The 13,109-nt window shown below is 33.1% G+C and carries 9 protein-coding genes and 1 riboswitch; of the genes, 7 read left to right on the top strand and 2 right to left on the bottom strand.

What is annotated here, in order from left to right; all coding sequences use genetic code 4:
* Positions 1 to 125 precede the first annotated feature (125 nt).
* Positions 126 to 1,016 (bottom strand): MSC_0882 family membrane protein, encoded by an 891-nt coding sequence (locus T329_RS0103330; protein ID WP_084273877.1) that lies wholly within the window; start codon positions 1,014 to 1,016, stop codon positions 126 to 128.
* 269 nt (positions 1,017 to 1,285) lie between these two features.
* A riboswitch (Lysine riboswitch) is annotated at positions 1,286 to 1,450 on the top strand.
* 136 nt (positions 1,451 to 1,586) lie between these two features.
* On the opposite strand from T329_RS0103330, the gene T329_RS0103325 reads away from it, so the two are divergent.
* From T329_RS0103325 to T329_RS0103300, 6 genes are read left to right on the top strand one after another with little or no spacing between them, the layout of a single operon-like run.
* Entirely contained in the window at positions 1,587 to 4,388 is a 2,802-nt protein-coding gene (locus tag T329_RS0103325) for an OppA family ABC transporter substrate-binding lipoprotein (protein WP_029609011.1), read from the top strand.
* A gap of 18 nt (positions 4,389 to 4,406) precedes the next feature.
* Positions 4,407 to 5,453 carry an ABC transporter permease gene (locus T329_RS0103320; protein ID WP_029609010.1) on the top strand — a complete coding sequence of 349 codons (1,047 nt, stop codon included), beginning with the start codon at positions 4,407 to 4,409 and terminating at the stop codon, positions 5,451 to 5,453.
* A 2-nt stretch (positions 5,454 to 5,455) separates the two neighbouring features.
* Positions 5,456 to 6,706, top strand: coding sequence for an ABC transporter permease (locus T329_RS0103315; RefSeq protein WP_029609009.1), 1,251 nt, complete (start codon positions 5,456 to 5,458; stop codon positions 6,704 to 6,706).
* A gap of 8 nt (positions 6,707 to 6,714) precedes the next feature.
* Entirely contained in the window at positions 6,715 to 7,812 is a 1,098-nt protein-coding gene (locus T329_RS0103310; RefSeq protein WP_051630152.1) for an ABC transporter ATP-binding protein, read from the top strand.
* Positions 7,799 to 10,249: an ATP-binding cassette domain-containing protein gene (locus T329_RS0103305; RefSeq protein WP_051630151.1), complete on the top strand. Its 2,451-nt coding sequence runs from the start codon at positions 7,799 to 7,801 to the stop codon at positions 10,247 to 10,249. The genes T329_RS0103310 and T329_RS0103305 overlap by 14 nt, the downstream gene beginning before the upstream one ends.
* A complete protein-coding gene (locus tag T329_RS0103300; protein ID WP_029609006.1) occupies positions 10,242 to 10,721 on the top strand; it encodes a hypothetical protein in 480 nt (159 codons plus the stop codon). The genes T329_RS0103305 and T329_RS0103300 overlap by 8 nt, the downstream gene beginning before the upstream one ends.
* Positions 10,722 to 10,779: 58 nt before the next feature.
* On the opposite strand, the gene T329_RS0103295 is transcribed toward T329_RS0103300, so the two are convergent.
* A complete protein-coding gene (locus tag T329_RS0103295; RefSeq protein WP_029609005.1) occupies positions 10,780 to 11,946 on the bottom strand; it encodes a DNA cytosine methyltransferase in 1,167 nt (388 codons plus the stop codon).
* Positions 11,947 to 12,035: 89 nt separating this feature from the next.
* On the opposite strand from T329_RS0103295, the gene T329_RS0103290 reads away from it, so the two are divergent.
* Positions 12,036 to 12,950 (top strand): type II restriction endonuclease, encoded by a 915-nt coding sequence (locus tag T329_RS0103290; RefSeq protein WP_029609004.1) that lies wholly within the window; start codon positions 12,036 to 12,038, stop codon positions 12,948 to 12,950.
* Positions 12,951 to 13,109 lie beyond the last annotated feature (159 nt).

Genomic DNA, 13,109 nt, shown 5'->3' with positions numbered 1-13,109 from the left:
AAAAAAGATCAACAATAGTAAATTTGCTTTTCTCGTTAAAATATAACACACATAAAAAAATCACTCCAGTTAAGGAGTGATAACTAAAATTTTTTGTATATTTTTGTGTATTAATGAAGAGTTTTTTATTTATTTTTTCTTTTTTTAATTCCTCTTCATACACCCACTAAAATGATTGCTAGTGGTAAAAGTATTGTTAAAGCGACAATTACAAAGTAAGCAATCATTCAAGCTTTGTTGCGATCTTTTTTAGCTTTATTGATTTGTTCATGAATTTCAACGCTTCTTTCGCCTAAAAAATCATCCAAATCTGCCAAACGTTTTTTATCAATTAAACGCATAATGATGTAAAAAGCAATTAAAGCCCCCATGATAGCTAAACAAATTAAACAAAATACATTTGTGTTTTTAAAACCTTTATCTAAGATTGCTTCTCAGTTGATGTTGAATTTTATAAAACTCCCATCTACTTCTGCACTTGAATAACCCAGATTTTTGGCTGAATAAAGCCCATAAACAATAATGGTAAATAAACCTAAATACGTCAATACAAAGATCAATATTCAAGTTAAATTGACACCTTTAAGAATTATTTGGCGATATGCCAAGTGGAAAGTATTGGAAGAAGTATAATCACCTGCTTGAATAGCTTCGCGATAGCGTTGAATTGTGTGCGATCATTGAATATTTTCAATTAAATTTTTTGTGCCAAGTGCAAAAAAGATAAATCCAGCAACACCAAAGCCAATTAAATAACCCAATTGACGCTGCTCAAAAACGCCGATTTGTAAATATGCAAGCGTAAACAAAATAATGGCCGCAAGCATAATTAAATATGAAAAACTCAAATTAAACAATTTAATGTTTTTTTCAGTTCTAATTACTCTATATACTCTCGGTGAAATTTGGTTTTTAGGGTCACGAACTATTTTTTTGTCTTCGCTTAAAACTTGATCATTGCCTGATTTAACAATTTCAATGGTCGAGGTGTCATTAATTGGTTTATATGCCATCATTGCTCCTTATTTTATATTATTATAATGTAATAATTTTGCTTTGATAATTATGCCTTGAATTTAAGCGTAAAAAATTAAATAAATATTTTTATTTTTGAATTTTTGTGTTTATAATATCCATGTTATGTTAAAAGTATATTCATTTACACGTATTAAAAATATTATTGAAATGGCGATGCACGCGATTTCTATTTAGTTAATACCTGTGAATGAAATAAAAATTATTTTTGTGAAAAGCAGGTAAAAAATATAAAACCTGCTTTTTTCTAAAGAACTATAGAGGAGCTTTCTATATTAGTAAATAGTGGAGCAGGCGTGCTAAGAACCTATTGAAAGGATAAGATGGCCGAATTATTTTTCTAGGCGTAGAAAAATAATGGCAACAATTCATAACAGTTTGTTGCTCTTTGGTTACCATTGGTGCTATAGTCGTTACATATTAATAACAATCTTATTAATTTTGTAAGACTAAAGCTTAGGTCTTACAAAATTTTATTTTTACAAAACTCAATGGCGCATAACATAACATATTAACTATATAAACAACTAAAAATAAAAATAAGGATATTTATGAAAAAAACAAGATTATTACTATCTCTTGGTGGTGTATCTGCACTAGGTTCAGTTCCTTTATTGGCAGTAGCGTGTGGTACTCAAGAAGACTACGTTGCTACTAGAACAGTTAGATCAGCATCAAACACAGAATTTAAACCTATCGAATTCGAAGCCGACCCTTCAAACGAATACGGTGGATTCTTAGACACTAACAAAGAAACTTTAGGTGCATACTTACTACGTAAAAGAACAGTGGGCAAACCTGAAATTTTACGTGACGCAAACGCAACTACAGGTGCTGTTACATACAAAGTTACAAAACCATCAGTATGAAGCTACAAATTTGAATACGTGGCTAAAGTTATTGTTACTTTAACAGACGGTACAGTTAAAGAATTTGACAAAGACGATGCATCTTTAACTGTTCAACCAACTAATGGTGCATACTCTTCAGCTTATATTCAAGGTCGTTCAAACGATGAAAGAAGCATTAACTCGGACGCATTTGACACTGCTTTAAAAAATGCAACTAAATTGCAATTTGAACTTAAAACAGGTCAAAAATGAGTAAACTTCAAAGGTGAACAAACTAAATATGATGTTGTGCCAAAAGACTTTTGAATTTCACTAAAAAGAACAGAACTTTTAGGTGTGGCTGATCGTGCTAAAGCAGCTAGTGGAACAAGTGTAAACACTAAAGAACTAGACTCATTATTAAAATCATTAGCTTCTCAAGGTTCAACATACTATACAGAAAACAGACGTTACCCTAACTCATACATCTATGGACTATACGACGTTGACTATGCAAAAGTTGGTGATGAAGCTTCATTCATCGAAGATGGCAAAATTACTTTCCACAAAACCCCAACTGCTACTAGAGGTCAATTCGACTTGTTCATTGATGGTTTAATTGTTTCATCAAAAGAATTTGTTGCAGCTCCTAGTCAATACATTGAAGAATTAACAAGAACAAACAAAATCCCTACATTAAAACCTTTCAACAACAATGCAACAACAGTATCTCAAGATGCAATTAAAAACATTCCAGCTGACAACATCTTAGCTAGAACTGGTACATACTGATACGGATTCAACAAAGAAGATGTTCTATACGCAGGACCATACTTATACAAAGGTTATGTTGCATCAGCTCAAGAAGAAAGATGAACAATCAACCCATTCTACCACGACCAAGAGTTTGTTAAATCACCAAAATCTGTACAAAACTTAGCTCTAAGATACCAAGGTCAAGGTGATGCATCAGCATTTAAAGCGTTCCTATGAGATGACTACTCAAAAGGTAGATTTGCTAAATTAGGTTGAAACAACGTTGAAGAAAAATTACAAAAAGAAATTGTTAAAGCACCACATCTACACGGACTAGAATACAACCAAGCTTTAAACAAAGGAACTTTAGCTTCAGAACAAGGTTGAGAATTATTGCCAGCAGTTAGAGATTTAGATGAAACAACAAAAGATGGTAAATTAGTTAAATTCAACCCAGAAGACCCGGCTCAATTGAAAAAAGCTCTTGATTCAATTACCTACAACGACAACTTCGCTAGAGTAGCTTACGGTAAAACTAAAGAACAATTAGTTAAAGATGCACTTAAAGGTTCAGCAGACTTAGTAAGTCTATTCACTGGTAAAGGTGTTGCCTTTAGATCATTGCTTTCAGCAGCTATTAACTATGAACAAGTTACAAGATTTGCAACTGAATCAAAAAGTAAAATGTGAGTAGCTTATGTTGCTCAAGACTCAAAAATTGGTGGTACAGACCAAGCAACAGCTGAATACAAAACACCACGTGAAGCATACGAAGAATTACACAAACTAAAATTCATTAAATCAGATCTAACATTATCAACTGAAAAAACTTCAGCTGACTATGTACGTGCAGTAATTGATTCTCAAAGTGAACTAGATAAACTAAAATCACCACACTTTGCTGAAATTAAAGCTGAAATTAAAAAACTTCTAGATGAAGCAGGTATTGGAAAAGACGAAAAAGTTTCATGACAACAAACATACCGTTGAATTAACTGAAACCCAGTTCAATTTGAACAAATTTACAAATTGTTACCTGCGCTATACAAAGAATTAGACCCACGTTTAGACATGAAAGGTGTTAAATACGAACGTGAACAAGCATCTACATTCTGAGAACAACACCTAAGTGGTAGATCACCATTTGCTATCGGTGGTTGAAGCTATGATGCTGACAACGTTGGTTCAGGACTAGACGGTATTGTGAACTCATACCACTCAACATTACCATTATTAATTCTTTCTCAAACTACAGCGGATGCTACAGCCGCAGCTAGCCAAGCCAAACTAAAAGCATCATTACCAGCTCTATTCAAATTAAGTGAAGAATTCAACAAATGAATTAAAGCTGAAGTTGAAAAAGGTGCATTCACACTTTCAATTGACATTGACAAACTAAAAGACACTTCTCTATTAGGTCTATGAAAACTACACGAACACCTAGACCACTACACAATTAATGAGCAAGGTCAAGTAGTTGAATTAACTCAAGATCAAGTTAAAGCAACTAACGTTGACTTACCAACACTTTCAGCTCGTTTCCTAAACAGCTATGTGCAAACTTTAACCAACGCACAAATTCTAGAAGTAGTTAAAGAATTCAGACTATGACATGGACTAACAGCTGGTCGTCAAAAAGGTGTTTCAGTTGAAGGATTCAACCCAGTTCTAATTAACAAACACTACAAATTCCCATTCACAGGTACTGAAAGAACTTGAGAAATGGATATTGAAGTAGAACAAGACAAACCAGTTACTAAAAAATAGTTATTAGTTTACTAATTTATGTTTAAATATTTTGCGAAAAGAATGGCCCTGGCCATTCTTACGCTATTTATTGTTCTACTTTTCTCATATACACTAATTGTTTTGTTCATTAAAAACCCTTTTGAAATCGCATTAATTAGTGAAAGTGATAACGCAAAACGTAAAGCTCTAGAAGCATTATCAATGCAATACAACGCTACACCAATTATTTCTAAAATTATTGATTACTTTAGTCGTTTCTTTAGAGCCGACTATGGTCAAATCTTTTTCCAAAAAGCCGACTATAGCACCATTCCTGAGCTATTCTTCAAACCTCTAGGTTGAAGTATTCTAGTTTCGCTTCCTTCATTTATTATTTCAGCCTTTGCTGGAATCTTGTTAGGAGTGTGAGCAGGATACAAACGGGGAAGTTGAATAGATAATGCAATCAGCGGCTTTGTGTTTGTGTTTATTGCTGTGCCAAGCTTTATCTTGGCACCAATGCTATTAAATGTGTTTCAAAAAATCGGCTTTGATATTCGTTTTGTCTCACCAGAAGAAATTGGTGCAGGCTGAGGCGATACTATCAAGTCAATAATTCCAGCTATTGTGGTCGTTTCACTAGGCTCACTAGCTGGATATACTCTATACGCACGTAACCAAGTAGTTACTGTGCTTACATCAAATTATGTTTTAATTGCCAAAACTAAAGGTCTTTCAGCTGGAGCAATCTTTAGAAAATATGTGCTAAGAAACATTTCGATTCCGTTGGCAACAATCATTATTCCTTCATACATTATTTTGCTTTCTGGCTCAATTATTGTTGAAAAATTCTGATTCATTCCTGGATCCGCAAGTATCATTGCCAACTCATTCCCAGCCGGGGAAATTAACGTTGTTATGTTTAACGTGTTCTTCTTTACAGCTTTAGGTTTATTTACGCAAGTAATCGTGGATATTTCATACCCATTCATTGACCCAAGAATTAAATACCAAGCAAGCAGTGGAATTTCATTATCAATGATTTGACACGCACGTAAAATGAGACAACTTGAATATAACGCACTAACGAAAGGAGGGCAATAATTATGGAGCAAAATCATTTGTTTAATAAAAAATACGGCATCAGTGATGAATTAGCAAGTAAAATTACGCTTTCACGTGATGAAAAAATCAGCAACAACATTGCTGGTAAACCTAAAATTTTAATTCTTGAAATTTTCAAACGTTTTTTCACTAACCCAGCCGTATTGATTGCTTTTATAGTGTTTTTGAGCATTATTTTAGCTTCAATAATTGTTACTTACATCTCTCCTTATCCAGCTACACTAACTATTGATCACTACTGAGAAAATAATCAAAAAGTTGCTAACTTTCAATCATTACCACCAATCTTTGATCCTTGAAAAGAATCAACTAGCCAAACAGTAATTCAGTCTGTGCGTGCTTGACAAAATGCTTCCTTTAAAGAGTTTATGGAGCCATACTTAACTCACAAACACATTGTTCCTAACCAAATTATTTACTACAACGCCTATACATTCTTTGAAGGTGCTCAACTTTATTCAAAACTAAGAGCCTATGAAGAATTGCACGGTTCAAACGCAATTACTCCTGAAGTAGTTGCTCAACTTAAATCAACAATTCCAACCTTGCAAACCTACTTTGGTACCAACAAACTTGGCGCTGACATTTGAACAACAGTATGAAAAGGTACACTTGAATCAATTGCTATTGCTTTATTTGTCGCTACAGTTGAAATTGTTATTGGTGTGTTTGTAGGAGCATATTTAGGTTTTAACACCGGTAAATGATTAGATACATTTATGATGCGTGTGATTGAAATCTTCACTTCGCCACCTTCAATTATTTGATTGCTATTATTTGTTACCATTTGAGGAACAAACCCATGAGTGCTAATCGCAGGATTATTATTCGTTGGTTGAACAGGCCCAATTGGCGTTACACGTTTATTCATTATTACAGTTAAAGATGAAGAATACATTATTGCGGCTAAAAGTATAGGTGCAAGTGAATCTAGACAAATCTTTTTACACGCCTTGCCTGCAATTTTAGGAAAAATTGCTATGAGCTATGTAAGAAGAATTCCAAGCGTTATTTTAAGCGTGGCTTCGTTAGCCTTCCTTGGATTTTTCAAAGATGATAGTTCTGCTAACTTAGGTAAATTCATGCTGGATAACCTAGACGCATCTAACGAAAATGCATGATTGTTAATTCTGCCAGCCTCAATTCTATTAGGAATTTCTATTAGCTTACAATTCATTGCTGTGGGCTTACACGATGCTCTTGATCCAAAAGTTATTAAAGTCAAAAGATAGGAGATAAAATGAGTGAAAACAAACAAAATTTAGACCCTCAAAGCACTACTAGCGATAAATTATTGCAAGTAGAAAACTTAAGAGTTGACTTTAAAAACGGACGCAAAAGCTTTATTAGAATTGTTAGAGGCTTAGATTTAACCATTAAAAGTGGTGAAATAGTTGGACTTGTTGGTGAATCTGGTTCAGGTAAATCAGTAACTAGCAAGGCGTTAATTAATGTTAATGAAGGTGCTTACTTTTTAGCAGATAAAATGCAAATTGATGGCATTGATTTAACTAAATTCAAAAATGATAAACAATGACAAAAAATCAGAGGCCAATACATTGGCTATATTCCCCAAGATCCTTTAACTTCACTTAACCCAACTCGTAAAATTGGTAAGCAACTTTTAGATGCGCTAAATTTAAACGAGGAGTGAAAAGGCAAAACTTATCTAGAAAAAAGAAACTACCTAGTTTCATTGCTAGATGAATTTGGTATCAGAGACGCTGAAGGCGTATTTGATCGTTATCCACACACACTATCAGGTGGGATGAAGCAACGTGTAGTTATTGCTATGGTTGTGGCCCTAAAACCTAAATTAATTATCGCCGATGAACCTACAACTGCACTTGATCCAACTGTGCAAGCTTCAGTTTTAGCTTTATTTGAACGTATTCGTCAAAGCATGAATATTTCAATCATTTTAATTAGCCACAACATTAGTGTTGTTGCTAAATTCTGCGACTATATTTACGTAATGTATGCAGGTAGAATTGTTGAGCGTGGTAGCCGTAAAGACATCTTCACAGACCCACGTCACCCATACACATGAGCTTTAATTTCAGCCATTCCCGAAAACAGTCAACACCGTTTATACTCAATTAAGGGAACTCCTCCTGACATGGCCAACTTGCCATTAGGTGACCCATTTGCTCCACGTAACGATTACGCTTTAGAAATTGACTTTTACAAAGAGCCACCATTGCTGCCAGTTTCACCAACCCACGCTGCTGCGACTTGATTATTACACCCAGATGCGCCAAAAATTGAATTACCAAACGAATTAAAAGTTCGTATTGATAGCTTTAGAAAGGTATTTGACAACGATGAAGAAAGATAATGCAAAATTAATTTTAGAAGTCCAAGGCTTAAAAAAATACTTTACTAACGCTGGTATAGTTAATAAAGCAGTAAACGATGTAAGTTTTAACTTGCACGAGGGTGAAATTGTTGGACTAATTGGTGAATCTGGTTCAGGTAAAACCACTGTAGGACGTTCATTACTGCGTTTATACGATGACTTTAACGGCTTTGTTACACTAGATGGCAAAGTTATTAGTGGTAAAAGAATTTCGCGTGCACAAACTAAATTTTTGCGTAAAAATGTACAAATGATTTTCCAAGACCCACACGCGTCATTGAACGGTCAAAAAAACATTTATTCAACCTTAAAAGAACCTTTAGTGGTTAATGGTATTATCAAAAACAAAATTAAAGATATCTTAAAAGATTGAACCGACATTAAAGAAATGTATTTTTACACATTCCAACAAAAATACAAGTCTTTAGAATTGCAAAACCTTAAATCAATCAATGATTTAGCCAAAGAATTCTTTGCTCCGTGGGTAGCTAAACTGCAAGCATGAAAAATTGATGAATCTTTATCATATGAAGATAACTTCAACGCTTACTATGGTTATTTAGAACACAAGCAAAACATGGAAAGTCAAATCGTTAATAATATGTACTACAATACAGACGAATTAATGAATTTTTACTTCCACAAACAAGCTGATTTTAGAAACTCAAATCTTGAATTAGATGAAAGCGAACTTAAAGCTGCTAAGGATCATTACTTAAAGACAATTCAATTGTCAAAAATGACTTTAAAACAATACAATGCACTGGAAAAAGTACGTGTTTATAAACAACAAATTAAAGAATTAGAGCAAGCTTGAAAAGAACGTAAAGTTGCTAACTCAAACACCTTTACTAACTTTATTGTTGAGTTCAAAAAAGATGCTCAAATTTACCGTAATGCACGTTGAGTAGCTCCAAAATTAGACATTTACTCACACAATTTAAAAAACCAATTGCTGAGTTTAAAACTAAACAAAGTTACCAAAAAACTTAAATCTGAGTTAAAAAACCTAACTTATCAACAAGTTAGAGCCGTAATTGAACAATTGCAAGAGTATTCAAAACACTTCTTTACCGAGCATTTATTAGCTTTAAACTACACACCAAAACTAAAAGAACAAATTAAAGAGGTTATTGAACAAAAATTTGATTTTTGCTTTGAAGAATGAACTAAAGTCGATGCTCAAAACTTTAAACACTACTTAGATTCATTGTCACAATTACGTGAACAAATTCATGCTAACGAAAACATTCCAGTAGCAAATCACAAATTTGCTAGCCAAGAAGATATTGCTAAGGCTAAACAAGCTTACGATAAAGCACTTCAAGTTAACAAACAAATGCTTGAGCAATATATTGTTGAACACAATGAAAAGATTGCGCAACTAAGTGAATTAGTTGATCAAGAACAAAATCGTTACTACGAGTTGAAAAACTTGCAAACACAAGCTAACGCACTAGTTGAGCAAGCACACAAAACTTTTATTGCATTTTTACACGCAGAGTTCAACAAACTAAAACAAAATAACGCATCTAAACAAGAATTGAGTGAACACTCAAAACTAATTAAACTGTACACTACTAAAGTTAAATCTAAACAAGCTACGCTAAAATCATTCCAAATTGAAGCTAAATACCTAAAAAGAGACGTGAGAGCAATCAAAGTGCTTTTAGGTATTGACACAGCTCGTGCTGCTGATTCTAAAGCTGTTAAAATCGCTAAAAAATTATCAGGTAACTTTATAGCAAGATTTTTAATCACTAACTTATTGATTAAAACAACTATTTATAAATCACTTGAAGATGTTGGTTTATTAAAACAATTTGCTTTCCGTTATCCACATGAATTCTCAGGTGGGCAACGTCAAAGAATTGTTATTGCACGTGCATTGATTACTCAACCTAAAGTTATTGTGGCTGATGAGCCAATTGCTTCGCTAGATATTTCGATTCAAGCTCAAGTTGTTAACTTGCTTAAAGATTTATGTGAGAAAAAAAATATTGGTATGATCTTTATCGCCCACGATTTATCAATGATTGAATACATCGCTGATCGTGTGGAAATTATGCACTATGGTAAAGTGGTTGAGTCAGGTGATACTGAAAAAGTGTATGCTAAACCAATTCACCCTTACACAATTAATCTTTTTAAAGCGATTCCAAAAATTTCAAATGCCAACGAAAAATTTGAAAACATTAGCTTTGAGTTAGATTACTTTAAAGGACAACAATACCCTAACGTGCCTGAATTATTCCAAGTTGAACCAGAACACTTTATTTATGGTACAGCTTCGCAAGCTGAGCAATGAGCTGCTCCATTTAACTTAAAAGTAGCTAAAATTGGGGCAAAAGAACACAATTTTGATTGTGAACAAACAAACTTATATCCTTGAGAATTTAAAGGACAAAATGCTTAGAAATTATTTCCAAGCAGGCTTTAGCAAACTTAGAACAATTCATTTTGTAGTTGTGTTAAGTATTGGTTTAATCTTAGGGGCCAGCGTATTAATTTACCAAAGTCACAAAGGTGCTTATGAATCTAATTATCGCTTCATTGTCAGTGATGCCTTAGTGGTAATGGGCTGTTGATATTTGGCTTATGGCACCATTTTAATCTCGATTCGTAAAGGTCTAGGCTCTTCGCTTAGATCAATGAGTCAAAACAAACGTGATGCCAAAATTAAACGTGAAATGAATCGCATCAATTCACGCAATAACCTAAGTTCGCAAGATAAAATTTCATTGCGTATTATGCAACAAAATCTTGAAGAAAACCAAGCTAAAGACTTACTTAAAGAACAATCTCGTTCTAACCAACTAATCTATATGTTTTTAATCGCTATTGGTATAGTTGTGTTAGTAACTGGAATAATTCTAATTTACGCATAAAATCAACAAAATTTGTTGAAAAAACTAAAAACAACTCACGCGAGTTGTTTTTATATTCCTATTTTTGCTCATCAAGAATTTTGATAATTTCTTTAGCAATCGCATTAATTACAGGCACAGCAACTGAATTGCCAAATTGCTTATAGCTTTGAGTATCACTAACAGGAATAATAAACTCATCTGGAAATCCTTGCAGGCGAGCTGCTTCACGTGGAGTTAATTTACGTGGATTTTTGCCTTGTTGATCAATAAGTATTTCACTTCCATCTTTGTAATATCTAGCGGATAAAGTATTGGCGTATAAACTCTGTGCATTGAATAAACTAAAGCCAAAACCATTGCCTTTTAGCTTGTGTTCTTTTTTACGGCGTTGATGCCCTTTTCAAAGTAAATCTGAAATTGTATATTTGTCATCAACATTTGTTTCAAGTATGTTGCCTACACTTGTTTGCAGTTTTAAAGGCTCAGGAAATTTGAATTTTTCAATATTTTTTACTGAATTTTGGTCAAAACCAACAATGTAAATTCGTTCACGGTTTTGTGGCACGCCAAAATCTTTTGCTTTTAGCAATTTATAAAAAACCTTGTAACCTAATTCATCTAAGGTTTGTAATATTGTTTTAAATGTTTGCTTTCTGTTGTGTGTTACTAAATTTCTAACGTTTTCTAGCAAAAAGCACTTTGGTTTTTTGTCATTAAGTATTCTGGCAATTTCAAAGAATAATGTACCTCTTGTGTCTTCAAAGCCTAGTTTTTTACCAGCTTGTGAAAAAGCTTGACAAGGAAATCCGGCTACCAAGATATCATGGTCAGGAATATCGTTCGAACTTATTTTGGTAATATCCCCACTAACATCTTCTCCATAGTTTATTTTGTATGTTTTAGCGGCAAATTTATCAATTTCACTGCTAAAAACTATATTTACTTTACCAGTTTGATAAAAACCTAGTCTAGTTCCGCCTATTCCAGCAAACAAATCTATCATTTTGTATGGAGCATTATCAATATTTGGAAATGGTGTAGATTCAGGAAAAGAAAGAATTGCGTTCAATTCCAATTGTGACGGATAGGATTCACCGTTTTCTCATCGTCTTATGGTTCTATCTCCAAATTTTGGCATACCTATTGCATCTGCAAACTCTTTTTGAGTCATATTTAACCTGTGTCTTTTTTCCTTTACTAATTTAGCAAATTTACTTACGTCGTTGTGTAATATAATTGACATATAAACTCCGAATGTTTTAGTTATTAATTTAGGACTATTTGTCCGCTTATTAACACATTATAGCATTTAGGAAGTAAAAGGGGATAAAAATGAAAAAAATAACTACAAAAAAGTACAAACAATATATAAAGGAGCAAAGAGTTAAATATTTTGAGCAACCATACCAATATGTTTATGATATCTTTGTCGAGCTTGGTTTTGATAAGGTAGGTAAAGTAGAATTTATTAAAAATGCAAGTGCCCTTATTGAACAATTACGTTTAAATTGCTGAAATAAATATTTACCTATTGAAAAGCAATTCACCTCAGAAATGCTTAAAATTCTGATTAATGATTTAAACATCAACGATCATGACGTGGTTAGTGCTATATGCACCTTTGTTGAAAACTATTCTGATTATATTTATGCTTTAAGTTTATCAAATACTCAAAGCCGGCGTAGTCGTGCTGGAAAAGAGTTCGAAGCAATAATTGAATTGATTTTAATGGGCAGTGGTATTCGTTTAGATAGTCAAGGTAATGTGGGTACACAAGAATTTTTAAGTAAAGGCCTTGGCAAAATGGTTGATGTTGTTTCTCCTGGTGTTGTTGAATATATTGTAAATAAACGCAATGCAGTATTGATAAGTGCTAAAACAACATTAAGAGAACGTTGGCAAGAGGTTCCTGAAGAAATGGGTCGTACGGGTGCTAGAGAAATGTTTTTGGCTACACTAGACGAATCAATAAGTAATGATGTATTGAACACACTCTATGAAGCCAATGTACAAGTCACAACTACTAAACGTATCAAGGAAACTAAGTATAAAGATAATCACAGAGTGCTGACTTTTGAAGATTTAATTGAGATTTGTCTAAATAATGAATCAAAATGAAATGGATTTAATCATACGCTTGAAAACAAGAAAATTATTAATGAAATGATCAATAAACAAATAGATAAGCATGCTGAGCATAAATTTGTCAAAGATTTTTACATTGAACAATTAGGTAAAGAAAAATAATATTTATTGAAAAAATACTGAATTTGTTCAATAAAATGTAAAAAACCAACTTTGAAGTTGGCTTTCCTATAATGAAGGTTCAAGTGCAACACTTACTTTTATTATATTACAACGTGCAAACTCTTGGTTGAGCACGTTGTTTTTTTATTTATTTTAATT

Source organism: Mycoplasma simbae ATCC 49888, from assembly GCF_000702705.1.
GTDB classification, from domain to species: Bacteria; Bacillota_I; Bacilli_A; order Mycoplasmatales; family Metamycoplasmataceae; genus Mycoplasmopsis; species Mycoplasmopsis simbae.
This window is presented reverse-complemented; position numbering and strand designations above follow the sequence as displayed.